The organism is Citrobacter sp. Cpo091 (assembly GCF_030332645.1).
Classification (GTDB): domain Bacteria; phylum Pseudomonadota; class Gammaproteobacteria; order Enterobacterales; family Enterobacteriaceae; genus Citrobacter; species Citrobacter portucalensis.
On record NZ_JAOWHL010000040.1, the window covers coordinates 324,341 to 348,217 of the forward strand.

A 23,877-nucleotide genomic window follows, 5' to 3' on the forward strand; every position below is an offset into this window, starting at 1 on the left:
GATGAAATAATTAACGACGCCCCTGTTTATCACTAAAAATAAAACTTCGGTGGCGTTAAATGGCTTGAAGGAATAATGATGTCTGACTTTTTGCCTTTCTCTCGCCCGGCCATGGGCGCTGAAGAACTTGCCGCAGTGAAGGCGGTTCTGGACTCTGGATGGATAACCACCGGCCCGAAAAATCAACAGTTGGAAGAGGCTTTTTGCCAGCTCACGGGGAATAAGCATGCCGTCGCCGTTTGCTCCGCCACTGCAGGAATGCACATTACGCTGATGGCGCTGGGCATTGGTGCAGGCGACGAGGTCATTACGCCGTCGATGACGTGGGTTTCTACCCTCAACATGATTGTTTTGCTGGGGGCGACGCCAGTGATGATCGATGTCGACCGCGATACGCTTATGGTGACACCTGAGCAAATTGAAGCTGCTATTACCCCACGAACCAAAGCCATTGTTCCAGTACATTACGCTGGCGCCCCCGCCGACCTCGACGCAATTTATGCCATTGGCGAGCGTTATGGAATCCCGGTAATAGAAGATGCGGCCCATGCCGTAGGGACATTGTATAAGGGCCGTCATGTCGGTGCTCGCGGCACGGCAATCTTCTCGTTTCACGCTATTAAAAATATCACCTGTGCGGAAGGTGGACTGATCGTTACCGACGACAGCCAGCTTGCTCAGCGGCTTCGCAGTCTGAAGTTTCACGGTCTGGGCGTTGATGCTTTTGATCGACAAACCTACGGCCGGGCACCACAAGCCGAAGTGCTTGCACCTGGATACAAATACAACCTGACGGATATTAACGCCGCTATTGCGCTGGTACAGCTCAATAAGCTGGAGCAACTGAACTCACGCCGGGCGCAAATTGCCCAGCACTATCAACAGGCGCTGGCCGATACGCCATTCCAGCCGCTGAGCCTACCGCAGTGGTCGCACGTTCATGCCTGGCATCTGTTCATCATTCGTGTTGATGAAACGCGCTGCGGGTTGAGCAGAGATGCCCTGATGGAAGCGCTGAAGGCCAAAGATATCGGCACCGGCCTGCATTTTCGTGCAGCCCATACGCAAAAATATTATCGCGAACGCTTCACTACCCTTTCGCTCCCAAATACAGAATGGAATAGCGCACGCATCTGTTCGCTGCCGTTATTCCCCGACATGACCGACGCTGACACTCAGCGGGTCATTACGGCGCTTCGCGAGATAGCAGGACAATGAGCATGTTTGAAGCCACACCGATTAAAAAAGTCTCGGTTGTTATTCCCGTTTTTAATGAACAGGAAAGCCTGCCAGAGTTAATCAGACGCACCAGCGACGCCTGCGAGAAATTGGGCAAAGACTATGAAATTCTGCTCATCGACGACGGCAGCAGCGACCGTTCCGCTCAGTTGATGATGGACGCCTCTCAGGCACCGAACAGCCATATTGTCTCTATTTTACTGAATCGTAATTACGGACAGCACTCGGCGATTATGGCCGGTTTCAGCCATGTCACCGGAGACTTGATCATCACGCTGGATGCCGATTTGCAAAACCCGCCGGAGGAGATCCCACGGTTGGTCGCCACTGCAGATGAGGGTTTCGATGTGGTAGGCACGGTACGCCAGAACCGTCAGGATAGCGTATTTCGTAAGACCGCCTCACGAATGATAAACCATCTGATCCAACGAACCACCGGTAAAGCAATGGGCGACTACGGCTGCATGCTACGCGCCTATCGCCGTCACATCGTCGATGCCATGCTGCATTGCCAGGAGCGCAGCACCTTTATCCCTATTCTGGCCAACATTTTTGCCCGTCGCGCCACGGAGATCCCGGTACATCATGCAGAGCGTGAATTTGGTGACTCCAAATACAGCTTCATGCGTCTGATCAACCTGATGTATGACCTGGTGACTTGCCTTACCACAACACCGCTTCGCATGTTGAGCCTGTTGGGCAGCGTGATCGCCGCCACGGGCTTTACCTTATCAGTCCTGCTTGTTGTTCTGCGCCTGACGCTCGGCCCACAGTGGGCAGCGGAGGGGGTATTCATGCTGTTTGCCGTCCTGTTTACCTTTATCGGCGCACAGTTTATTGGCATGGGTTTACTCGGCGAATATATCGGTCGCATCTATAACGATGTCCGCGCCCGCCCCCGCTATTTTGTTCAACACGTTATCCGCCCACAAACTACGCAGTCAACCGAGGAAAACCGCGCATGAAAGCCGTCGTATTTGCCTATCACGATATGGGATGTCAGGGTGTCCAGGCCTTGTTGGATGCAGGTTATGAAATCGCTGCCATTTTTACGCACACCGACAACCCGGGTGAAAAAGCGTTTTTTGGATCTGTTTCCCGCCTCGCGGCCAGCGCCGGTATTCCGGTTTACGCCCCAGACGAGGTTAATCATCCCCTGTGGATTGAGCGCATTAGCCAACTGGCACCCGATGTTATCTTCTCGTTCTACTATCGCCATTTACTGAGTGATGAGATCCTCAGTCTTGCCCCGAAGGGTGCATTTAATCTGCACGGCTCTCTGCTGCCGAAATACCGTGGTCGCGCGCCATTGAACTGGGTATTGGTCAATGGTGAAACCGAAACGGGCGTCACACTTCACCGCATGGTCAAACGCGCGGATGCTGGTGCCATAGTTGCCCAGCAGCGCGTTGCTATTTCACCGGATGATGTGGCGTTAACGCTGCACCATAAATTGTGCCAGGCTGCGCGTCACCTGCTGGAGCAGACACTGCCGGCCATCAACGCAGGAAGTTACTCCGAATTCCCTCAACAGGATGCAGATGCTACCTGTTTTGGTCGCCGTACGCCGGAAGATAGCTTCCTCGACTGGAACAAACCTGCCGCGGAGTTACATAACCAGGTCCGTGCCGTCAGCGATCCGTGGCCGGGCGCATTTAGCTATGTTGGCACGCAAAAGTTCACCGTCTGGTCATCGCGCGTTTGCACAAACGACATTGCGGCCCAGCCGGGTACCGTCATCTCCGTGTCTCCTTTACTGATCGCCTGTGTCGATGGTGCACTGGAGATTATTACCGGACAAGCTGGCGATGGTATTGCAATGCAGGGTTCACAACTGGCGCAGGTTCTGGGTCTGGTGCCTGGTTCTCGCCTGAACAGCCAGTCAGTGACCACCAGCAAACGCCGTACTCGCGTACTGATCCTCGGCGTTAACGGCTTCATTGGTAACCATCTGACAGAGCGCCTGCTGCAAGAAGATAATTACGAAGTGTATGGACTCGATATTGGCAGCGACGCCATTGGGCGTTTCCTGCAACATCCGCGATTCCATTTCGTCGAAGGTGATATCAGCATTCACTCCGAATGGATTGAATATCATGTGAAAAAATGCGACGTTGTGCTGCCGCTGGTAGCGATCGCAACGCCTATCGAATATACCCGCAACCCGCTGCGCGTATTTGAGCTCGATTTTGAAGAGAACCTGAAAATCATTCGTTACTGCGTGAAATACCGCAAGCGCATCATTTTCCCGTCAACCTCCGAAGTCTACGGCATGTGTACCGACAAAGTCTTTGATGAAGACAGTTCGAATCTGATCGTCGGTCCGGTCAATAAACCACGCTGGATCTACTCCGTATCCAAGCAGTTGCTGGACCGTGTTATCTGGGCATACGGCGAAAAAGAGGGATTGCGCTTCACCCTGTTCCGCCCGTTTAACTGGATGGGACCGCGTCTGGACAGCCTTAACGCCGCGCGTATCGGCAGCTCACGCGCCATTACACAGCTGATCCTCAACCTCGTGGAAGGTTCACCGATCAAGCTGATTGAAGGCGGTAAGCAAAAACGCTGCTTCACCGACATTCGCGATGGTATCGAAGCCCTGTACCGCATCATTGAAAACGAAGGCGGCCGCTGTGACGGTGAGATTATCAACATCGGTAATCCGCAGAACGAAGCAAGTATTCAGGAACTGGCAGAAATGCTGCTTTCCTGCTTTGAAAAACATCCGTTGCGTAACCACTTCCCGCCGTTTGCCGGTTTCCGTGACGTCGAAAGCAGCAGCTACTACGGTAAAGGTTATCAAGACGTTGAGCATCGTAAGCCTAACATTCGTAATGCAAAACGCTGCCTGAACTGGGAACCGACCATTGAGATGCAGGAAACGGTAGAAGAGACGCTGGACTTCTTCTTACGCAGTGTGGATATCACGGAACACACATCATGACCAAAGTAGGCTTGCGCATTGATGTCGATACATTCAGGGGGACGCGCGAAGGCGTGCCCCGCCTGCTGGAGACATTAAACCGACATAACGTTCGGGCAAGTTTTTTCTTTAGCGTTGGGCCTGACAACATGGGACGCCATCTCTGGCGTCTTGTGAAGCCGCAATTTCTGTGGAAAATGCTGCGTTCAAACGCAGCATCGCTCTACGGATGGGATATTTTATTGGCGGGAACCGCATGGCCGGGAAAAGAGATCGGCCAGGCCAACGCGGCAATCATTGCACAAACCGCCCAGATTCATGAAACCGGTTTGCATGCCTGGGATCATCACGCCTGGCAGGCGCGAAGCGGAAACTGGAATGACAAACAGCTGATTGATGATATTTCGCAAGGTATCACCGCACTTGAAGCCATCATCGGTCAGCCAGTCACCTGCTCTGCCGTTGCCGGATGGCGTGCCGACAACCGTGTCGTCCATGCCAAAGAAGCATTCCATCTGCGCTATAACAGTGACTGTCGGGGAACGTCGTTATTTCGTCCGGTGCTGGAATCCGGGAAAACGGGGACGCCACAAATTCCCGTCACCCTACCAACATGGGATGAAGTGGTTGGTCAGGAGGTCCAGGCGGTGGACTTCAACTCCTATATTCTCTCCCACATCCAGATGAGCAGAGGAACACCGGTGTACACCATTCATGCGGAAGTTGAAGGTATCGCCTTTCATCAGAATTTTGACGAGTTGCTCATTCGTGCTGCCGATATGGGGATGACATTTTGCCCGCTCGGCGAGTTGCTCCCAGACGATATCAGTACGCTGCCGTTAGGACAGATAGTACGTGGAAAAATACCCGGCAGAGAGGGATGGCTCGGCTGCCAACAACCGGTGAGTGTGACACCATGAAACCTGCTGCCCGCTACACTCTGGCATTTATCGCTTTAATCGCACTGTATTTTATTTTACCTATCAACAGCCGTATGCTCTGGCAGCCTGATGAAACGCGCTATGCTGAAATCAGCCGGGAAATGCTCAACTCTGGTGACTGGATCGTTCCACACTTTTTAGGGCTGCGTTATTTTGAAAAACCAATTGCCGGATACTGGTTGAACAGCATCGGACAATGGCTGTTTGGCGCAAACAATTTTGGCGTCAGAGCGGGTGCTATTTTTGCCACTTTGTTGACCGCATTACTGGTAGCCTGGCTTGCCATGCGACTGTGGCAGGATAAGCGTACCGCCGTACTCTCCTCCGCTATCTTTTTAACGTTTTTTTCGGTTTACAGCATCGGCACCTACGCGGTACTTGATCCCATCATAGCGCTTTGGCTGATGGCGGGCATGTGCTGTTTTTGGGAAGGCATGCAGGCCACCACCAGAACACGCAAAATCATCGCTTTTTTGCTGCTTGGGCTGACCTGCGGTATGGGTGTAATGACCAAAGGTTTTCTGGCACTCGCCGTCCCTGTGCTTAGCGTATTACCCTGGGTTTTTGCACAAAAGCGTTGGAAAGACCTCATTCTCTACGGTCTGCTGGCGGTGATCGGCTGCATCGCGATCGTACTACCGTGGGGTATAGCGATTGCACAACGCGAGCCGGATTTCTGGCATTACTTCTTCTGGGTTGAACATATTCAGCGCTTTGCGCAGGATGATGCCCAGCATAAGGCTCCTATCTGGTACTACATCCCGATATTTGTGGCAGGCACATTACCGTGGCTCGGTCTGCTTCCCGGCGCGCTGCGTACGGGCTGGCGTGAGCGGGATGTTCCGCGCAGTGCTCTGTACCTGTTAAGCTGGATTATTATGCCAATCCTGTTTTTCAGCATCGCGAAAGGAAAACTGCCGACCTATATTCTTTCCTGCTTCGCGCCGCTGGCGATATTAACGGCGCGCTTCGGCCTGCAGGCTGCGGAAAAAGACTCAGCATCCCTGCGCATCAATGGCTGGATCAACGTGCTATTTGGTGTCGTCGGCATCGTCGCTACGTTTATTGTTTCCACGCTGGGACCATTGAAGACGCCGGTCTGGTCGCATATCGAAACGTATAAGGTTTTTTGTGCCTGGGGCATCTTTATCATCTGGACGCTTTTTGGCTGGTATACGCTAAATAACCGCGAGAAGAACTGGAAATTCGCAGCACTATGCCCATTAGGGCTGGCGCTGTTATTTGGCTTCTCCATTCCTGACCGGGTGATGGAATCTAAACAGCCGCAGTTTTTTGTCGAGATGACCAAAGAATCGCTGGAGCCGAGCCGTTATATTCTCACCGACAGCGTTGGCGTCGCTGCGGGACTGGCCTGGAGCCTGAAGCGCGACGACATCATGATGTACGGACAAACGGGCGAGTTAAAATACGGTCTCAACTACCCGGATGCTCAAGGCCGCTTTGTCAGTCGGGAGAATTTTGCCGACTGGTTAGCACAACATCGTCAACAAGGAAACATTACGCTCGTGCTCTCTGTCGGTAAGGATGAAGATATTAATCAGCTTGCGATCCCTCCCGCTGACTACATTGATAATCAGGGGCGTCTGGTCCTGATTCAGTATCGGCCCAAATGATCTGGATAGCCTTAGTCCTCGCCAGCCTGCTCAGCGTCTGCGGCCAGCTATGCCAGAAGCAGGCAACCCGACCGGTGTCTGTTCGTGCGCGAAAACGCTACATTACGCAATGGATTGGGCTTGCTCTGGCAAGCCTCGGTCTGGCCATGCTGCTATGGCTGGCGGTTTTACAAAACATTCCTGTCGGTATTGCCTATCCCATGCTGAGTCTTAACTTTGTATGGGTAACTCTCGCGGCCTGGAAAATCTGGCGCGAACCCGTCACAACCCGCCACTGGCTGGGCGTTGGGCTGATCATTACCGGCATATTTATTCTTGGGAGTGCAGTGTAATGGGCGTATTTTGGGGATTATGTAGCGTGATGATCACCTCCATCGCCCAGTTGAGCCTCGGCTTTGCGATGGATAATCTGCCGCCAATGCTGCAGCCGCTGGCGTTCATCTCTGCCGTATTCTCTGTCAGTATCGGAGCGTTTGCTTTATATGCCGGATTGACAGGGTATTTACTGTCAGTGATTTGTTGGCATAAAGCCCTACACCAACTCGCGCTGAGCAAAGCCTATGCCCTACTCAGCCTGAGCTATGTGCTGGTGTGGGTTGCCTCAATGATCCTGCCCGGCTGGCAGGGAACATTTTCAGTGAAAGCGCTGGCAGGGGTACTGTGCATCATGGCAGGGCTAATGACGATTTTTCTGCCTTCACGCAAACACCAGCCCTGAGATTACTTATCTTCAGACAGTCGTAACAGACGTTCCCATTCATCACAGATGTACTGTCTGGCATCAATTACCTTAATGACACGGGATTTATCGCGGTTAATACAATACTGTGCATCCTTCAGCGGTGAAAGGAGATCGCCGGGCTTAATCCGCTCAGATGATTGCGCCTGGGCAAGCATCTTGAGCGAACCACCGCTATCGCAAAGTACGATATAGAGCCTCCCTGCTTTTTTGTGACAGCAAGACTTCTTCACATGCCATTCCATAGCGCACCTATTGTTAATAAATTTCACAATAGGTTACACATTAGCTCATAAACAAAAGGACAATAGCTGCGGAATCACAGAAATGAGAAATGTAATTAATGTTTTCTTAATGTTAACGATGAAGCGCTTACCCAATCCGCCAACGCGCGACGAGAGATTTTAATCCCTCCGGCTTTGAGTTCAGGTGGCAACGTCAGCCAACATACCGGTTGCTGAAAACGGGCTAGCTTATCTTTTACCCACTCTGCGAGATTAGTTTCTCCAGCATTAGCGTCATACTCAATGACCGCCACCGGGCGATGGCCAAACTCTTTGTCTTCTATTGGCACAATAAAGGCTTGTAGAACATGCGGATGCGCTGCAATCACGCGTTCCACTTCTTCCGGCTGTATACCTTCCCCGCCGCTAAAAAACAGATTGTCCATACGACCGACAATCGTTAACTTGCCGTCCTTTAGCACGCCGCGATCGCGGGTTGCAAACCAGCCTTCCGCGTTCACTAAAGGAATAAGCTGTCCGTTACGCCAGTAACCTTGCGCCATGCTGGCGGCACGCAGCCAGACTTCATCATCAACGATTCTGACTTCTCTGCCCACCAGGGGGGAACCCACATCTGCCATACCATCTGCCTCTTTCGCACAGACCGTAGAAGCAAACTCCGTTAATCCGTAACCGCACCAGCAACGAATCCCTTGCTCGCGCGCTTGCTCCGTCAATTCAACAGGAATTGCCGCACCTCCCAGCAGTACCGCTTTGAGCGTGACCGGCGTGTTGTTGACCAGCAAGCGCCACAGCTGCGTGGGCACCAGTGAAGCGTGGGTACATCCAGCCAGCATTTGCTCCAGCGGCTGCTTGTCGCGCACGGTCATTCGCGCTCCGGCGAACAACCAGCGCCACAAAATACCCTGGCCGGAAACATGAAACAGCGGCAGCGAGAGCAGCCAGTCATCCTCAGCACCAAACGGCATTAATGACAGGACGCCCTGCGCGCTTGCCAGATGCGCCTGACAGGCATGAACAGCCGCTTTTGGCAATCCGGTAGAACCTGAAGTTAACGTCATCGTGCTCAAACGTTCAGGCAACCACGCCGCGGCGCGATCGCCTGGTAACGACTGCATCTGTAACGGACTGAGTTCCGGAAGTGCGATAGCGGCCTCCAGATCCAGCGCAAAACGTAGCGTTAAGTCCGGGATCAGCGCATCAAGCAGCGACTGAGGCAACTGTGGGTTCACAGGTAAAACCCGCGCCCCACATTGCAGCAGCGCGAGCCAGGCCAGCAAAGCGCGCGGATGATTCCAGGCGCGAAGCAGAACACCATCGCCCTCTTCCACGCCCTGAGCGGCAAAACCGCAGGCCAGATGATCTACACGTGTGCAGAGATCGCTCCAGCTTAATACCTCATCGTTGAGGCGTAAGGCTGGCGCCTTCGCACGAACCTGTCGCCAGTGACGCCAAGGCCAGTCACTGAACTGCACCAGGCCCGATAAGATCACGCTATCGGGCATTTCCTGCTGGGTCATAGCAGACGTTCCAGCGCATCAACGTCGATACACGGCAACGTGCTACCCGGCCAGGTGCGTACCTGCTGGCACTGCATCAGACTCAGGGTATCCAGACCCGGAATGGTCTGCGGCGTTAACCAGGCGGCAATTCTCGCCAGCTGGGTTAAGCCCAGACTCGACTCGATTGACGAACTGATAACGGCAGTCAGACCAAGCGCATGCGCCGCAGCCACCTGTTCACGGACTTTATCGAGACTGCCGGTCAGCGTAGGTTTGATAACCACGGCCCTGACGCCTTCTTCGGCTTCGAAGGTGAAATCCGCTTCACGCAGACTTTCATCCCAGGCGATGGCAATGCCGGTTTCACGCGCGAAGGCACGAGAATCATCGCGGGTTTTGCACGGCTCTTCGAGGAAGGCAATGCGTCCACGATATTCCGGATTAACGTATTTCGCGAACTGCTGTGCTTTCAACGGCGTCCAGGCCCGGTTGGCGTCAAGTCGCAAATGCAGCTCCGGGATCGCCTCAAGCAGCAGATTGGCTACCATGCCGTCGCGGACCGCTTCATACAGACCGACCTTGATCTTCGCCACTTTTTCGCCCGGCATATCCGCCAGTTGTAGCACCAGATCGTCAGGATCGCCCGTGCACAGCGGCGCAGCACGATAGTCCGCGTCCTGTGGCAATACGCCAGCCAGTTCGGCCAGCGCACAGCTTACGCCAAAGGCGACCGAAGGCAGTTGCGGTAAGGAGTCATCCCCTTGCAACCAGCCTTTCACCCAGGCCAGCAGCTCGGTTTGTGCCTCTTCCCAGCTTTCCTGACTGAAGCCCGGCAGTGGGGAAATTTCTCCCCACCCTTCGCGCTCGCCGTCACAAAGACAAACGTACAGCCCGTCACGCGTTTTTAACCGCCTGTCGCGCAGAATCACCCCCGCGTCCATGGGGATCTGCCAGCGGTATACCTGCGCGCTACGCATTACGGATTCCGTTTGAATTTGCTGAAATCAGGCTGACGTTTTTGGTTAAAGGCGTTACGGCCTTCCTGACCTTCTTCCGTCATGTAGAACAGCATAGTGGCGTTACCTGCCAGCTCCTGCAGACCAGCCTGACCATCACAGTCGGCGTTCAGTGCGGCTTTCAGGCAGCGCAGCGCCATTGGGCTGTTTTGCAGCATTTCACGGCACCAGCGTACGGTCTCTTTTTCCAGATCCGCCAGCGGAACCACGGTGTTGACCAGACCCATATCCAGCGCCTGTTTTGCATCGTACTGACGGCACAGGAACCAGATTTCACGCGCTTTTTTCTGACCGACGATGCGCGCCATGTAGGAAGCGCCCCAACCGCCGTCGAAAGAACCGACTTTCGGGCCGGTCTGACCAAAGATGGCGTTTTCAGCCGCAATGGTCAGGTCACACATCATGTGCAGCACATGGCCACCACCAATGGAGAAACCTGCAACCATCGCTACTACCGGTTTCGGACAGGTACGAATCTGACGCTGGAAGTCCAGTACGTTCAGGTGATGCACACCGGAGTCATCCTGGTATCCGCCGTAGTCCCCACGCACTTTCTGATCGCCGCCTGCGCAGAACGCTTTGTCGCCAGCACCAGTCAGAATAATTACGCCGATGTTGTCATCATAGCGGGCATCTGCCAGCGCCTGGATCATCTCTTTCACGGTGACCGGACGGAAGGCATTGCGTACCTGTGGACGATTAATGGTGATTTTTGCGATACCGTCGGTGGATTTCTCGTAAAGAATGTCGGTATAGCCTTCAGAGCAATCGTGCCATTCTACCGGTGCGTAAAGCATTGTTTCATCAGGATAGATCATAAAATGTCCTATAGTCAGCGACGCAGAATCTGAGCCAGACAGTCCACTACGCCCGCGGGGTTGTCCCGATGCGCGTTGTGTCCGGCATTACGAATCACATGGTTTGGTACTGATATTTCCGCCGCCAGAGCGCGGAATTTTTCGTCACGTTCACCACATAAATAATAAAACGGAAATGTGCGCGTCGTGAGTTGCGCACGTAAATCAGGCTGTACGGCAAGCGAGGTGGCCTCCAGCATTGCCGCCAGCGTTTGCCCATTATTCTGGCTACGCAGAGCGACCAGCGCCTCTCTTTGTGCCGCGTTCAGCGAGGAAAAAACGAGCTGTTGATACCAGTCATTAAACACCTCACGTAGCGGCTCTGCGCGAAAACGTGCAGCCCAGCGGCCATCCGAGAGACGACGCTGAACGCGCGCCTCCTCGCTTTGCAAGCCGGGATGTCCGCCTTCAACCACCAGACCACAAAGCCCAGGCATCTCCTGACAGGCCGCCATCATGGCGATTCTGCCGCCAAGAGAGTATCCCACCAGCCAGTAGTTAAGTATGTTGTAACTAAGTAGAGTGTTACGCAGCAAAACGCTGACATCATCGAACCCACTCACGCCGATGTCAGCGGAGCCACCGTGTCCCGGCAAGTCGATGTATAGCCGCGAATAATCCTGAAACGCTTCGCCGACCGTCTGCCATTCCTGGCAATCGCCAGAGAAACCGTGCAGGAAAACCAGCCAGGGAAATCCCGTTTGGCCCTCTTTCGCCTGCGCATGCAGGATCATAGGTGACTTACCTGCGCCAGCAGTTGCTGCAAGGTTTGCGCCCCGTCAGTTTCGTTCACCACCAGCTCAATCACCGTGGCCGCAGGTGTACGCCACGCGTTAGTCAACGCGCTCTCCAACTGCTCCCAGTTTTCCGGGCGCTGGTATTTAAGGTTAAACATGGCGGCAGCATGCTCGAAATGTACGTTCTGCGGCATCAGATAGAACCGTTCGCGTTCGCTGGCTGGTGTCGGCAGCAGGGAAAAAATCTGCCCGCCGTTATTATTGACCACTATCAGGACAAACGGTGCAGAAACCTGGCGCAATAACGCCAGCGCATTCAGGTCATACAACGCAGATAAATCGCCAACAATCGCCAGCGTCGATTTCGCGCTGGCACGCTGTACGCCAGCTGCCGTTGACAGCAGGCCGTCAATACCGCTCGCGCCACGGTTGCTATAGACCGGGTAACCAGCCGGAAGCTGCGACAGCGCATCAATCAGGCGTACCACCAGACTGTTACCCACGAACAGCTGCCCCTGCTCCGGCAAGTAGTCGCGGATACGGTGGGCTAATTGCGCTTCACCAAACGCCTCACGACGGGCTTCTACCGCCTGCCAGGCCTGTTGCGCCAGATGAGGGATCTCAATACACCAGGGCTGACGTTTCTCCGCCGGATGCAGCTCCAGCCAGTCGCCAACTTTCGCCACCAACCTGCGGCCGCGATGATGGGCCGGATCGAGGCGGCCTTCGATATTATCGACAATCCAGTATTCCTGCGGATCGCAGCTGGCCTGCCATTGCAGCAGACGTTTTCCGGTCAGGCTGCTACCAAGCTGCACCACAATCTGCGCCTGCTGCAATTCAGCTACAGCTTTCGCATTTCCCAGCCACAGGTCGGCGCACGGCAGCGGTTGTCCGGTTTGCGACAGAACATCGCCAATCAGCGGCCAGCCTAACGTCTGCGCCCACTGCGCAACCTTCTTACCTTCTTCCGCGCTCATGCGGCCCGCAATGACTACGCCGCGTTTTTGTCGCCAGAAAAACCAGTCACGCTGTTTGTCGCTTTCCAGCCGACGCGCTTCTCGCAGCCAGGGTTTATCGTCCTGCCACCAGTCGCCGAGGCGCTGCTGCCAGGCAATCCCCGTTTCGTCCATATCGCCATACAGCGGTTCCGCAAACGGGCAATTGATATGAACCGCCCCGCTATGCAGGGCAGCTAACGCATTATCAATCGTGGACACCAGCCAGCTTGCCGGAATGTCCTGAGTAGGACGCGGTAAAGAGAGCGTTTGCGATGGATGCGAGGCAAACATTCCGGCCTGACGAATCGCCTGGTTCGCGCCACAGTCGATAAGCTCTGGCGGTCTGTCAGCGGTAAGTAAAATCAGTTTTTCACCGGTCAGGCCCGCTTCAATCAACGCGGGATATAAATTCGCCACCGCGGTACCGGACGTCACAATCACGGCGACAGGCTGCCGGCTGACTTTTGCCAGACCTAAGGCCAGATGCCCAAGACCGCGCTCGTCAAAATGGGTGTGGTGGATGAATGCGGGGTTTTCCGCTGCCGCCAGCGTCAACGGTGTAGAACGAGAGCCAGGGGCAATGCAGACATGCCTGACGCCGTGGCGAGTGAGTGCTTCCAGAATGACCGCCGCCCAGCGTCGGTTAAATGCGCTTACTGACATGAGATTGTCCGGTATCAATATTGCGACACAGTATAGAGAATCGAATAAATGGATTTTTGATATGAATCGGAAATATACACGAAATCACTATCCTTCCATCTGTAATAAAGTACGTAATCCTGCCGCTTTATTGTCTATTTCTTGCCATTCCTGCTCAGGATCTGAGCCACGTACAATCCCTGCCCCGGCATACAGGCGTACCACGTTTGCGCTAATTTGCGCTGAACGCAATGACACACAAAACTCGCTTTGGCGCAAAGAAAGATAACCCGCTGAACCGGCATACCACTCGCGTTCAAAGGGTTCATTTTGTTGGATGAATTCACGCGCCAGCTCACGCGGAATACCGGCAACTGCCGCCGTGGGCTGGAGCTGCATCAGGCAAAGCGTATCGTCGGCCTGATTCAGTTCCGTCCAGATGCAACGGCGCAGGTGCTGCACTTTACGCAGCCTGAGCACCTGCGGTGGCAGCACATCGAGAGTTTGCGTACAGCCTTGCAGGCGCTGGCAAATATCTTCGACCACCAGCATATTCTCGCGCTGGTTTTTATCATCTTTCATTAGCCAGTCGCCCAATTGCCAGGCCCGATGATCCTCAGGGTGATTGGCCACGGTTCCGGCCAGCGCCTCGGTGCGCAGCGCCGTATCACGTCGTCGATACAGACGTTCAGGAGAAGAGCCAAGAAAAGCGGTGTCGGCGGAGAATGCCATAAAGAAATGGTAGCAGTTCAGATTTAAGCGACGGCTGGAAGCCATCACGGCAGCGGCATTAACCGACTGAGAAAACTGTAAATCGGTCGCCCGCGCCAGCACGACCTTATCGAGATCTTCTCCTGCGATCGTTTGAGTGGCGAGTTTTATCAGGTCTATCCAGCCAGCTTTCTCCGGCCAGTGCTGTTCTCCCATCAAATTCAAACGCAATGCAGGGAGCGGTTTTACGGGAGCAAGCGATGAGATGAAGGCGATCGCTTGTGTAGCGTCTTCACGTAGCGACACGTCGCTATAGAGATGTAAGCGTAAGCTCGCCACTCCGGCGCAACGTCGCCACTCCAGCCGCGGCAGCAGTAAATTGCCACGCTGAGGCTCAAAGGCATTCAGGCCCCAGATGCGCAGGTCGGGATGATTATCATGCTGATGTAAAAATTGCTGGGCTGATTCCAGCGAGGAAAATGCGGCGACGGCCCCTAATACGGCGGCTTCTTCATCGCCGTTACGCTGCTGCCAGTAAAACTGGGGCCAGACGGGTTGACTGGCCAGCCATCCTAAAGCGTCAAACGCATCATTCAGTGGGAAAGGTATATCGTAAATACGAATTCCAGGTGCTGCTGGCATCTCTTGCGATAAATGACGCATCAGACTTTCCAGCGCAGTAGTGATTGAATGCACGCGGACCTCTCCCTGTTAAAAACCTCTCATTATACGGGGTACTGAGCAGAAAAAGCAGTACCCCCAGTTAGGGAGTACGTACAAATGCGATGACAGAACGGAATTTATCGCCGCGCTAACAATAATCCCATCACTAAACCGACTGTGGCGCCAACGCCGATTCCGCGCCAGGGTTTTTCGTGCACATAGTCATCCGCCCGACAAACGGCTTTTTTCGCACGGTAATAGTAGCTGTCAGAAGCATGGCTGACGCGATTTCTCACCTCTTCTAACGCCCGCTCTGCCCGCGCTTTTAACTCAAGGTATTTTTGATCTGCTGGGTCGCCAGAAGAACGCAGCACCTCTTCCAGCGTTTCACTTAATAATTCCAGATCATCATCGATACGTGATTCATAAGAATGAAAAGACATTATATTCTCCCTTTCTATTGACGTACCCGCTAACTATAGACAACCTGGACTGATTGCGCCTGTTTACGCCTGATGTGCTTCCCGCGCCATTCCGACGTGTGGAATACCATCTTCGTCATAGATATCCGTCACCGGAACAAAGCCAAAGCGTGCATAGAATGATTGCAGATGCGCCTGCGCGCCCAGATACAACGCCTTGTATGGCCAGTGTTGCGCGCAGGATGCCAGCGTCTGGGCCATTAGCTGTTGCCCCAGTTTTTCACCACGCAGCGCTTCGCTTACAATCACCCGACCAATCACTACCGGCTCCAGCTCGTCATCGCTTTTCAGAATCCTCGCATACGCCACCAACTCATCGTTATGCCAGCCCAGAATATGCCGATTCTCTCCAGCCAGGTCATCGCCATCCACATCCTGGTACGGACACTGTTGCTCAACTACAAACACCGCGCATCGTAGCTGAAGTAGTGCGTACAGTTGTTGGGTACTCAGCTTTGCATGGTGGAGATCTTGCCAGTGAATCATTGTCTGCCCCTATGTTGTGATAACCTGAACACCCTGCCTTATTGATGGCGAAAAGTGTAACGCAAAGATGGAATTACTATTTTTAGGCACGTCTGCGGGAGTCCCCACGCGCTCACGCAATGTAACGGCAATTTTACTGAATCTGCAACACCCGACTCAGGCGGGGCTGTGGCTTTTTGATTGCGGCGAAGGGACGCAGCATCAGATGCTCACCACGCCTTTCAATCCAGGAAAACTCGATCGTATTTTTATCAGCCATCTGCACGGCGATCACCTGTTTGGTTTACCGGGGCTACTGTGCAGTCGCTCAATGGCCGGCAATGTCCAGCCTCTGACGCTCTACGGGCCAAAAGGGTTGCGAGAGTTTACCGAAACCGCATTGCGTCTGAGCGGCTCCTGGACCGATTATCCGCTGGATATTGTAGAAATCACCGCGGGTGAGATTGTGGATGACGGCCTGCGAAAAGTAACGGCTTACCCGCTGGCGCATCCGCTGGAATGCTACGGTTTTCGCATTCAAGAGCACGACAAACCCGGTGCGCTTGACGCCAATGCCCTGAAGGCGGCAGACGTTAAAGCGGGCCCGTGGTTTCAGGATTTGAAAGCTGGGAAAACCATCGTGCTGGAAGATGGACGTACGATCCACGGTGCCGACTTCCTCGCCCCGGCCACCAGGGGAAAATCAGTCGCTATTTTCGGTGACACAGGACCCTGCGCGTCCGCCATTGAACTGGCTCGAGGTGTAGATGTCATGGTACACGAAACCACGCTGGACGCTTCAATGGAGGAAAAAGCAAACAGTCGTGGGCACAGCTCAACCCGACAAGCCGCACAGCTGGCGCTGGATGCCGGAGTGGGACGTCTGATAATGACCCACGTTAGCTCACGCTACGATGAAAAAGGCTGCCAGCGCTTACTCGCAGAGTGCAAAACAATATTTCCAGACACGGTACTGGCTCACGATTTCGCCATTTTCAGCGTTTAACGCTCTATTTTTCCGCCTCAGTGCCGATAACAGTGGAAAGGCTGGCTTTCACACTGAGGACAGGATGAACAATTTCCAGAAAGATATTGATGACAGGACAAACCTAACCCTGTCTAACCGTTTTGAACTGCTGCTGTTTCGCCTCGGCAAATCTGTTGAGGAGCAGAAATCAGAGCTGTTTGGCATCAACGTATTCAAACTGCGTGAAATCGTGCCGATGCCGACCTTTACGCGTCCGGCGGGTATGAAGGCCCCGTTACTGGGTATGGTTAATATTCGCGATCAGGTGATCCCGGTGATTGACCTGCCCGCCGTCGCGGGCTGTAAGCCAGAGACCGGACTCAACATCCTGTTGATCACAGAATATGCCCGCAGCGTCCAGGCGTTTGCTGTGGAGTCAGTGGAAAACATTATGCGCCTGGACTGGCAACAGGTGCATACCGCCGAGAAAGCCGTTAATGGTCGCTATATCACCAGTATCGCTTGCCTGGACGACAACAAAGAGACCAACAACCTGGCGTTGGTGCTCGACGTTGAGCAGATCCTGTACGACATCGTACCAGCGAACCACGACCTGCGCGCAACCGCTCTGAAAACCAATAAATTCAACATCACGCCGGGTGCGGTGGCGATTGTGGCTGATGATTCCAAAGTGGCCCGCGCCATGTTGGAAAAAGGTCTAAACGCCATGGAGATCCCGCATCTGATGCATGTAACAGGCCAGGATGCGTGGGAAAAAATTCAGCAGCTTTCCGCAGAAGCGCTGGCGGAGGGCAAGCCTGTCAGTGAGAAGATCGCTCTGGTTCTCACCGATCTCGAAATGCCGGAGATGGACGGTTTTACGCTTACCCGTAAGATAAAAACCGACGAACGTCTGAAGAAAATCCCGGTCGTTATCCACTCTTCGCTTTCCGGTAGCGCGAACGAAGATCACGTTCGCCGAGTAAAAGCGGATGGCTACGTGGCCAAATTCGAAGTCAATGAGCTTTCTTCAGTGATCCAGGAAGTGATGGATCGCACAGCGAAAGGCATCAGCGGTCCGCTGGTAAGCCGTCAGCTATTAAACTGACCGTATTTCACGCATAAAAAAACCCGCCAAGGCGGGTTTTTTCGTTTCCGTATTTCTTTTACATCAGCGGAGTCGCTAACTGCACAATGCTGATCAGCGGTTGCGGGTAAATACCCAGCACCAGTACCAGCAGAGCAGAAATCAGCACCACGATACCGCCCGCGCTGTACTGCCAGTTGGACGGCGCATCGCGGTTCAACTGCTGCGGTGCGCTCAGGTACAGGCTTACGGCAACGCGCAGGTAGTAGTACAAACCAATCGCGGAACCGACCACCACCGCGGCAACCAGCCACCACAGGTTAGCCTGGACACCGACGGCCAGTACGTAGAACTTACCGATAAAGCCCAGCGTCATCGGGATACCTGCCAGAGACAGCATCATCACCGTCATCACTGCCGCGAGGATCGGACGATGCCAGAACAGACCACGGTAGGAGAACAGAGAGTCCGCATCCGGGCCGCGGTACGGGCTGGACATCAGGCTGACCACCCCGAACGCGCCGAGGCTGCTGAACAGGTAACCGGCCAGGTAAACGCCAACCGCTTCCATCGACATCTCGCCGCTCTGCAGAGCAATAAGCGCCACCAGCAGGTAGCCGAGGTGAGAGATAGAAGAGTAACCGAGCAGACGTTTAATATTGGTCTGGCTCAGCGCCATCAGGTTACCGAAGATGATGGAAGCAAAGGCAATCACGCCCAGTACGATACGTACCGCTTCGCTATCCCCTACCGGTGCGTACAGGAACAGACGCATCACCACGCCGAAGATAGCGATTTTGCTCGCCGTCGCCAGGAAGGTGGAAACCGGAGCAGGAGCGCCCTGGTATACGTCTGGCGTCCACAGGTGGAACGGAACCAGCGAGAGTTTAAAGCCGAGGCCAACAATCATTAGACCGAAGCCCGCCAGCAGCAGCGGTTCGTGCAGCATGCCGTCGCCGAGGCTCTTACCGAGTGCAACAAACGACAGATTACCAGACTGCGCGTACACCAGCGCCATACCGAACAGCAGGAAGGAAGACGCTGCGGCAGACAGAATGGTGTATTTGATACTGGCTTCCAGCGAACGTTTCTGACGGAACGCATAGCCAACCAGACCAAACAGCGGCAGAGAGATCAGCTCAATACCAAGGAACAGCGCCGCCAGATGGTTAGCGTTAGCCAGCAGAATACCGCCAAGTGCGGCAATCAGCACCAACAGGTAGAACTCTTCCCGGTTGTCATCGTAGCCTTCCAGCCACGGGTAAGCGAAGGTACAGGTGGCAAGACTCGCCAGCAGCACCAGCCCGGTGTAGAGCATGGCGAAACCATCAACCCGCATCAGCGGGGTGACGTCCATGGCGCCCGCCTGGCCAACAAACCAGAGCGAAACCAGCGCGGCGTTAAGCCCAATGACCGACAACGTGGCATTGAGGAAGTGATTGCGTCGCCACGCAATGGAGAGCATCACAACCACCACCGTCAAGCCGACGATCAGCAGCGGTAGCAGCGCAATCAGGTGTTGTGGAGTTATTGTCATGGCGATTTACGGCCTTGTAGTAGTAACGGAATTAACAAACCACTGCTGGATGTTGCTCATCGCAGAATGCGAGGTATCCAGAATCGGCTGCGGATAGAAGCCAAGCAGTACCAGAAGCACAACCAGTAACAGGATGATAAACAGCTCACGCAGCGACATCCCTGGCAGTTCAACACTGGCAATCTGGCTCTTCGCCTTACCAAAGTAAGCGCGATGCAGCATCGCCAGCGAGTAAACAGAGGCAAACACCAGACCAAAGGTCGAGATCACGGTAATGACCGGAACCACCTGGTAGCTGCCGAACAGAATCATAAATTCGCCAACGAAGTTACCTGTACCCGGCATACCCAGCGTACACACTGCGAAGAACATTGACAGCGCAGGCAACCATTTCATTTTGCCCCACAGGCCGCCCATCATACGCATATCACGCGTGTGCAGACGTTCGTACAGCTGACCACACAGGATGAACAGACCGGCTGCGGACAGACCGTGCGCGATCATCTGAATAACAGCACCCTGGTAAGCCAGCTGGCTGCCGGTGTAGATAGCAATCAGTACGAAGCCCATGTGCGATACGGAGGTGTAAGCAATCAGACGTTTGATATCGTACTGATTAAAGGCCATCCACGCGCCGTAGAAGATGCCGATTACGCCAAGCCACATTGCGATAGGCGCAAACTCCGCCGACGCGTTCGGGAACAGCGGCAGAGAGAAGCGCAGCAGACCGTAGGCTGCGGTTTTCAGCAAAATCCCCGCCAGGTCAACGGAACCTGCGGTCGGTGCCTGAGAGTGCGCATCCGGCAACCAGCCGTGCAGCGGAACCACCGGCATTTTCACCGCGAAGGCGATGAAGAAGCCCAGCATCAGCAGGTATTCCACGCCGTGGGACATCGGGGTATTCAGCAGCTCTTCATAGTTGAAGGTCCACACGCCGGTCGCTTTGTAGTGCACAAACACCAGCGCCAGGATGGCAATCAACATCACCAGACCACTCGCCTGGGTATAAATGAAGAACTTGGTCGCCGCCGTGATACGCGTTTTACCGTCAGAGGCTTTATGCCCCCACAACGCGATCAGGAAGTACATCGGCACCAGCATCATTTCCCAGAAGAAGAAGAACAGGAACATGTCGATGGCAAGGAACACGCCGATCACGCCGCCTAAGATCCACATCAGGTTCAGATGGAAGAAGCCCTGGTATTTTTCGATTTCATTCCAGGAGCAAAGTACCGCCAGAACACCGAGCAGACCGGTCAGCACTACCATCAGCAGCGACAGACCGTCGATAGCCAGATGAATAGAGATGCCAAAACGTGGGATCCACGGCAGGACAAATTCAGACTGCCACTGCGGAATGCCAGCGGATTGCGTCAGTGAATAGCCGCCCTGCAACCACAGTTGCAGGCCAAGCGCTAGCGTCAATCCCATGGTAATCAGCGCAATCCAGCGCGGCACCTTCACGCCAAAGCGTTCGGTCTGCCAGCACAGGAAGCCACCGATAAAGGGAATTAATATCAACCAGGGTAATAACATAGCTAAGTATGTCCCTTATATTTACTCCTGCTCAGGCTATCTCACTCGTCAGCCCAAATCCCGGCAGTGCTCGCAATCCTCACGTACTTCAGTACGCTCCGGTTGCTCTGCGCTGGCGGTCTCCGGTCTGACTTCGCCGATGACGCCTGTACATCAGGAACAGATTTTCAACGAATTCTAAAAATTATTTTTGGGTTTGTAGGCCGGATAAGCGCAGCGCCATACGGCAATCGTTCATCCAGCCAACAAACTCAACGCAGTACCATCAACAGTGCCAGCACAACGACGGCGCCGATGCTCATTGATGCAACATACCAGCGCAGATAACCGTTCTCGCTCAACAGCAGGCCTTTACCTGCAAAGCGGGAAAGGATCGCCGGGATGTTCATCATTGAGTTGAGCGGATCGCGTTTCAGCAACCAGGCAACACCCAGGAACGGCTTAACGAACACTTTGTCGTACAGCCAGTCGAAGCCCCAGGCGTTATACCACCAGGTACCCAGCAGGCGGCCCGGCGCACTGTTCGCAATCGACGTCACCAGCGTGCGTTTACCCAGCCACAGCCATGCTGCGATCAGGATGCCCGCAATCGCTACGATACCGGAGGTAATTTCCAGCGTCATGACGCGACCATGCTCAAGCTCGGTCGTCGCAGGCAGTACACCCTGCAGCGGCGGCACAATCAGCGCGCCAACGAAGGTGGACAGGATCATCAGCACAATCAGCGGCAGATGATGGGTAATCCCCTTCCCTGCGTGAGCGTGAATTTGTTCTTTACCGTGGAACACGATGAAAATCATACGGAAGGTATACAGAGAGGTCATGAACGCACCGACCAGACCTGCAACCATCAGATTGATATGACCGTTCGCCATCGCACCGGCCAGAATCTCATCCTTACTGAAGAAGCCAGCGGTAATCAGCGGCAGAGCCGACAGCGCCGCGCCACCGATCAGGAAGCAGAGATACACCAGCGGAATTGACTTACGCAGCCCGCCCATCTTGAAGATGTTCTGTTCGTGGTGGCAAGCCAGGATAACCGAGCCGGATGCCAGGAACAGCAGCGCTTTAAAGAAGGCGTGCGTCATCAGGTGGAAAATCGCCGCATCCCACGCCTGTACGCCGAGAGCAAGGAACATATAACCAATCTGGCTCATGGTGGAGTACGCAAGAACGCGTTTGATGTCGGTCTGTACCAGCGCAGCAAAACCCGCCAGCACCAGAGTGATAGCACCGATAATCCCCACCAGGTGCAGGATTTCAGGCGTCATCAGGAACAGGCCGTGCGTACGGGCTATCAGGTAGACACCAGCGGTAACCATCGTCGCGGCGTGGATCAACGCGGAGACAGGCGTCGGGCCGGCCATCGCATCAGCAAGCCAGGTCTGCAACGGCAGTTGTGCAGATTTACCGACCGCACCGCCCAGCAGCATCAGGGTTGCCCACATCAGCATGTTGTTACCGTCTGCAAAGTGCGCAGGCGCCAGTTCCACCATTTCGCGGAAGTTCAGCGTGCCCAGCTCGTTGTAGAGGATGAACAACGCGAACGCCAGGAATACGTCACCAACACGGGTTACCACGAAGGCTTTCATTGCCGCAGCGCCATTCTTCGGATCGGTGTAGTAGAAACCAATCAGCAGATAGGAGCACAGGCCCACGCCTTCCCAGCCGAGGTACATCAGCAGCAGGTTATCCGCCAGCACCAGAACCACCATGCTGGCGATAAACAGGTTGGTGTAGGCGAAGAAACGAGAATAGCCCTCTTCTCCGCGCATATACCAGGAGGCGAACATGTGGATCAGGAAACCAACGCCGGTCACCACAGAGAGCATGGTCAGCGACAGGCCGTCCAGCACCAGGTTAAAACCGATGTTGAAGTCGCCGACTGACATCCACGTCCACAGCGGCTGGCTGTAAGCCTGCTGGCCATTGGCAAAGAAATCAACGCCAACAAACGCAGTCACCAGCGCAGCCAGACCGATCGACCCGACACCCACGGTAGCGGACAGATTTTCTGACCAACGACCACGAGAAAACGCCAGTAATACAAAGCCAATAAATGGCAGAATAATGGTTAAGGCAAGCATGTTCATCCACGCATCTCACTTACTGAATCGATGTTCAGGTTCTGGCGACGGCGATGAAGTTGCAGCAACAGCGCAAGCCCAATGCTCGCTTCGGCAGCCGCAAGGCTGATGGCGAGAATATACATCACCTGACCATCGGTCTGGCCCCAGTAGCTTCCGGCGACCACAAAGGCCAACGCGGAGGCGTTAATCATGATTTCCAGCCCGATCAGCATAAACAGCAGATTGCGGCGGATAACCAGACCTGTTAAGCCCAGCACGAATAAGATCGCAGCGAGGATCAGTCCATGTTGTAAGGGGATCATGCGTGCTCCTCCGTTTTTCTTTTCGCGCGGTCATCGGTGCGATTGCTCAGCACTTCACCAGAACGCTCTTCGCGCCCTACGTGGAAGGCCACAACCAGACCCGCCAGCAGCAGCATCGAAGCCAGTTCAACCGCCAGTACATACGGTCCGAACAGGGAAATACCGACTGCTTTCGCGCTAATTGGCGTGCCGTCGATGCCCTGATCGTTAACGCCCAGAATGGCGTAAACAATAACCACCAGCATAATGGCCGACAGAATCGCCGGACCAATCCACACCTGCGGTTTCAGCCACTGACGTTCCTGTTCAATTTCAGAACCACCAAGGTTGAGCATCATCACCACGAACACGAACAGCACCATGATGGCGCCCGCGTAGACGATAATTTCCAGCGCACCGGCGAAGTAAGCGCCTAACGAGAAGAACACCCCAGAAATCGCCAGCAGCGAAATAATCAGGTACAGCAACGCGTGTACCGGATTGGTGTGGGTGATCACCCGCAAGGTTGCGAGAATGGCTATCAGGCCACAGATATAAAAAGCGAACTCCATTGCCCCTCTC

General features: G+C 54.3%; 23 protein-coding genes. 9 read left to right on the plus strand and 14 right to left on the minus strand.

The features are described 5' to 3' along the window. Positions 1–78: 78 nt before the first annotated feature. Genes arnB through arnF form a run of 7 tightly spaced genes read left to right on the plus strand, consistent with a single transcriptional unit; the run spans position 79 to position 7,455 of the window. Positions 79–1,218: a UDP-4-amino-4-deoxy-L-arabinose aminotransferase gene (gene arnB / locus OGY04_RS20440; protein WP_286585965.1), complete on the plus strand. Its 1,140-nt coding sequence runs from the start codon at positions 79–81 to the stop codon at positions 1,216–1,218. 2 nt (positions 1,219–1,220) lie between these two features. Further along, positions 1,221–2,204, plus strand: a complete 984-nt coding sequence (arnC, locus tag OGY04_RS20445; RefSeq protein ID WP_008785329.1) for an undecaprenyl-phosphate 4-deoxy-4-formamido-L-arabinose transferase — start codon at positions 1,221–1,223, stop codon at positions 2,202–2,204. Continuing rightward, positions 2,201–4,183, plus strand: coding sequence for a bifunctional UDP-4-amino-4-deoxy-L-arabinose formyltransferase/UDP-glucuronic acid oxidase ArnA (arnA, locus tag OGY04_RS20450; protein WP_125362700.1), 1,983 nt, complete (start codon positions 2,201–2,203; stop codon positions 4,181–4,183). Before arnC ends, arnA begins: the two co-directional genes overlap by 4 nt. Further along, on the plus strand, positions 4,180–5,082 hold the full coding sequence (arnD, locus tag OGY04_RS20455; RefSeq protein WP_008785331.1) for a 4-deoxy-4-formamido-L-arabinose-phosphoundecaprenol deformylase: 903 nt from the start codon (positions 4,180–4,182) through the stop codon (positions 5,080–5,082). Before arnA ends, arnD begins: the two co-directional genes overlap by 4 nt. Further along, positions 5,079–6,737, plus strand: coding sequence for a lipid IV(A) 4-amino-4-deoxy-L-arabinosyltransferase (gene arnT, locus OGY04_RS20460; RefSeq protein WP_137377523.1), 1,659 nt, complete (start codon positions 5,079–5,081; stop codon positions 6,735–6,737). Before arnD ends, arnT begins: the two co-directional genes overlap by 4 nt. Then, positions 6,734–7,069 (plus strand): 4-amino-4-deoxy-L-arabinose-phosphoundecaprenol flippase subunit ArnE, encoded by a 336-nt coding sequence (arnE, locus tag OGY04_RS20465; protein WP_003834709.1) that lies wholly within the window; start codon positions 6,734–6,736, stop codon positions 7,067–7,069. Before arnT ends, arnE begins: the two co-directional genes overlap by 4 nt. Continuing rightward, on the plus strand, positions 7,069–7,455 hold the full coding sequence (arnF, locus tag OGY04_RS20470) for a 4-amino-4-deoxy-L-arabinose-phosphoundecaprenol flippase subunit ArnF (RefSeq protein WP_003834713.1): 387 nt from the start codon (positions 7,069–7,071) through the stop codon (positions 7,453–7,455). The genes arnE and arnF overlap by 1 nt, the downstream gene beginning before the upstream one ends. 2 nt (positions 7,456–7,457) lie before the next feature. On the opposite strand, the gene pmrD is transcribed toward arnF, so the two are convergent. The 9 genes from pmrD to OGY04_RS20515 all read right to left on the minus strand — a co-directional run bounded on the left by pmrD (position 7,458) and on the right by OGY04_RS20515 (position 15,818). Then, positions 7,458–7,721, minus strand: coding sequence for a signal transduction protein PmrD (gene pmrD / locus OGY04_RS20475; RefSeq protein WP_235127127.1), 264 nt, complete (start codon positions 7,719–7,721; stop codon positions 7,458–7,460). A gap of 95 nt (positions 7,722–7,816) precedes the next feature. Continuing rightward, entirely contained in the window at positions 7,817–9,241 is a 1,425-nt protein-coding gene (menE, locus tag OGY04_RS20480) for an o-succinylbenzoate--CoA ligase (RefSeq protein WP_502872421.1), read from the minus strand. After that, the gene (menC, locus tag OGY04_RS20485; RefSeq protein WP_032944069.1) at positions 9,238–10,200 is read right to left on the minus strand and encodes an o-succinylbenzoate synthase; all 963 of its coding nucleotides are present in this window, start codon (positions 10,198–10,200) and stop codon (positions 9,238–9,240) included. Before menC ends, menE begins: the two co-directional genes overlap by 4 nt. Continuing rightward, positions 10,200–11,057 (minus strand): 1,4-dihydroxy-2-naphthoyl-CoA synthase, encoded by an 858-nt coding sequence (gene menB, locus OGY04_RS20490; protein WP_003027671.1) that lies wholly within the window; start codon positions 11,055–11,057, stop codon positions 10,200–10,202. The genes menC and menB overlap by 1 nt, the downstream gene beginning before the upstream one ends. A 14-nt stretch (positions 11,058–11,071) precedes the next feature. Beyond that, complete coding sequence (gene menH, locus OGY04_RS20495) at positions 11,072–11,830, minus strand: 2-succinyl-6-hydroxy-2,4-cyclohexadiene-1-carboxylate synthase (RefSeq protein ID WP_286585966.1); 759 nt, start codon at positions 11,828–11,830, stop codon at positions 11,072–11,074. Next, complete coding sequence (gene menD, locus OGY04_RS20500) at positions 11,827–13,497, minus strand: 2-succinyl-5-enolpyruvyl-6-hydroxy-3-cyclohexene-1-carboxylic-acid synthase (protein WP_234096368.1); 1,671 nt, start codon at positions 13,495–13,497, stop codon at positions 11,827–11,829. The genes menH and menD overlap by 4 nt, the downstream gene beginning before the upstream one ends. A gap of 87 nt (positions 13,498–13,584) precedes the next feature. Next, positions 13,585–14,883 (minus strand): isochorismate synthase MenF, encoded by a 1,299-nt coding sequence (gene menF / locus OGY04_RS20505; protein ID WP_286585967.1) that lies wholly within the window; start codon positions 14,881–14,883, stop codon positions 13,585–13,587. A 104-nt stretch (positions 14,884–14,987) separates the two neighbouring features. After that, the gene (gene elaB / locus OGY04_RS20510; RefSeq protein WP_003027683.1) at positions 14,988–15,293 is read right to left on the minus strand and encodes a stress response protein ElaB; all 306 of its coding nucleotides are present in this window, start codon (positions 15,291–15,293) and stop codon (positions 14,988–14,990) included. A gap of 63 nt (positions 15,294–15,356) precedes the next feature. Then, positions 15,357–15,818: a GNAT family N-acetyltransferase gene (locus OGY04_RS20515; protein WP_286585968.1), complete on the minus strand. Its 462-nt coding sequence runs from the start codon at positions 15,816–15,818 to the stop codon at positions 15,357–15,359. Positions 15,819–15,885: 67 nt separating this feature from the next. On the opposite strand from OGY04_RS20515, the gene rbn reads away from it, so the two are divergent. Further along, positions 15,886–16,803, plus strand: coding sequence for a ribonuclease BN (gene rbn, locus OGY04_RS20520; RefSeq protein ID WP_286585969.1), 918 nt, complete (start codon positions 15,886–15,888; stop codon positions 16,801–16,803). A gap of 64 nt (positions 16,804–16,867) precedes the next feature. Continuing rightward, the gene (locus OGY04_RS20525; protein WP_286585970.1) at positions 16,868–17,872 is read left to right on the plus strand and encodes a chemotaxis protein; all 1,005 of its coding nucleotides are present in this window, start codon (positions 16,868–16,870) and stop codon (positions 17,870–17,872) included. A 58-nt stretch (positions 17,873–17,930) separates the two neighbouring features. On the opposite strand, the gene nuoN is transcribed toward OGY04_RS20525, so the two are convergent. From nuoN to nuoJ, 5 genes are all read right to left on the minus strand, one after another. Further along, complete coding sequence (nuoN, locus tag OGY04_RS20530) at positions 17,931–19,388, minus strand: NADH-quinone oxidoreductase subunit NuoN (RefSeq protein WP_003027689.1); 1,458 nt, start codon at positions 19,386–19,388, stop codon at positions 17,931–17,933. 6 nt (positions 19,389–19,394) lie between these two features. Further along, a complete protein-coding gene (gene nuoM, locus OGY04_RS20535) occupies positions 19,395–20,924 on the minus strand; it encodes an NADH-quinone oxidoreductase subunit M (protein WP_003027692.1) in 1,530 nt (509 codons plus the stop codon). A 251-nt stretch (positions 20,925–21,175) separates the two neighbouring features. Beyond that, a complete protein-coding gene (gene nuoL / locus OGY04_RS20540) occupies positions 21,176–23,017 on the minus strand; it encodes an NADH-quinone oxidoreductase subunit L (RefSeq protein WP_003834744.1) in 1,842 nt (613 codons plus the stop codon). Continuing rightward, positions 23,014–23,316 carry an NADH-quinone oxidoreductase subunit NuoK gene (gene nuoK, locus OGY04_RS20545; protein WP_000612644.1) on the minus strand — a complete coding sequence of 101 codons (303 nt, stop codon included), beginning with the start codon at positions 23,314–23,316 and terminating at the stop codon, positions 23,014–23,016. Before nuoK ends, nuoL begins: the two co-directional genes overlap by 4 nt. Next, the gene (gene nuoJ, locus OGY04_RS20550) at positions 23,313–23,867 is read right to left on the minus strand and encodes an NADH-quinone oxidoreductase subunit J (RefSeq protein WP_003028059.1); all 555 of its coding nucleotides are present in this window, start codon (positions 23,865–23,867) and stop codon (positions 23,313–23,315) included. The genes nuoK and nuoJ overlap by 4 nt, the downstream gene beginning before the upstream one ends. Between the last annotated feature and the right edge of the window lie 10 nt (positions 23,868–23,877).

What these genes read in the sequence shown, in the direction of transcription:
- arnB (WP_286585965.1), top strand. Translation starts at nt 79, where the DNA reads ATGTCTGACTTTTTGCCTTTCTCTCGCCCGGCCATGGGCGCTGAAGAA.
- arnC (WP_008785329.1), top strand. Translation starts at nt 1,221, where the DNA reads ATGTTTGAAGCCACACCGATTAAAAAAGTCTCGGTTGTTATTCCCGTT.
- arnA (WP_125362700.1), top strand. Translation starts at nt 2,201, where the DNA reads ATGAAAGCCGTCGTATTTGCCTATCACGATATGGGATGTCAGGGTGTC.
- arnD (WP_008785331.1), top strand. Translation starts at nt 4,180, where the DNA reads ATGACCAAAGTAGGCTTGCGCATTGATGTCGATACATTCAGGGGGACG.
- arnT (WP_137377523.1), top strand. Translation starts at nt 5,079, where the DNA reads ATGAAACCTGCTGCCCGCTACACTCTGGCATTTATCGCTTTAATCGCA.
- arnE (WP_003834709.1), top strand. Translation starts at nt 6,734, where the DNA reads ATGATCTGGATAGCCTTAGTCCTCGCCAGCCTGCTCAGCGTCTGCGGC.
- arnF (WP_003834713.1), top strand. Translation starts at nt 7,069, where the DNA reads ATGGGCGTATTTTGGGGATTATGTAGCGTGATGATCACCTCCATCGCC.
- pmrD (WP_235127127.1), bottom strand. Translation starts at nt 7,721, where the DNA reads ATGGAATGGCATGTGAAGAAGTCTTGCTGTCACAAAAAAGCAGGGAGG.
- menE (WP_502872421.1), bottom strand. Translation starts at nt 9,241, where the DNA reads ATGACCCAGCAGGAAATGCCCGATAGCGTGATCTTATCGGGCCTGGTG.
- menC (WP_032944069.1), bottom strand. Translation starts at nt 10,200, where the DNA reads ATGCGTAGCGCGCAGGTATACCGCTGGCAGATCCCCATGGACGCGGGG.
- menB (WP_003027671.1), bottom strand. Translation starts at nt 11,057, where the DNA reads ATGATCTATCCTGATGAAACAATGCTTTACGCACCGGTAGAATGGCAC.
- menH (WP_286585966.1), bottom strand. Translation starts at nt 11,830, where the DNA reads ATGATCCTGCATGCGCAGGCGAAAGAGGGCCAAACGGGATTTCCCTGG.
- menD (WP_234096368.1), bottom strand. Translation starts at nt 13,497, where the DNA reads ATGTCAGTAAGCGCATTTAACCGACGCTGGGCGGCGGTCATTCTGGAA.
- elaB (WP_003027683.1), bottom strand. Translation starts at nt 15,293, where the DNA reads ATGTCTTTTCATTCTTATGAATCACGTATCGATGATGATCTGGAATTA.
- OGY04_RS20515 (WP_286585968.1), bottom strand. Translation starts at nt 15,818, where the DNA reads ATGATTCACTGGCAAGATCTCCACCATGCAAAGCTGAGTACCCAACAA.
- rbn (WP_286585969.1), top strand. Translation starts at nt 15,886, where the DNA reads ATGGAATTACTATTTTTAGGCACGTCTGCGGGAGTCCCCACGCGCTCA.
- OGY04_RS20525 (WP_286585970.1), top strand. Translation starts at nt 16,868, where the DNA reads ATGAACAATTTCCAGAAAGATATTGATGACAGGACAAACCTAACCCTG.
- nuoN (WP_003027689.1), bottom strand. Translation starts at nt 19,388, where the DNA reads ATGACAATAACTCCACAACACCTGATTGCGCTGCTACCGCTGCTGATC.
- nuoM (WP_003027692.1), bottom strand. Translation starts at nt 20,924, where the DNA reads ATGTTATTACCCTGGTTGATATTAATTCCCTTTATCGGTGGCTTCCTG.
- nuoL (WP_003834744.1), bottom strand. Translation starts at nt 23,017, where the DNA reads ATGAACATGCTTGCCTTAACCATTATTCTGCCATTTATTGGCTTTGTA.
- nuoK (WP_000612644.1), bottom strand. Translation starts at nt 23,316, where the DNA reads ATGATCCCCTTACAACATGGACTGATCCTCGCTGCGATCTTATTCGTG.
- nuoJ (WP_003028059.1), bottom strand. Translation starts at nt 23,867, where the DNA reads ATGGAGTTCGCTTTTTATATCTGTGGCCTGATAGCCATTCTCGCAACC.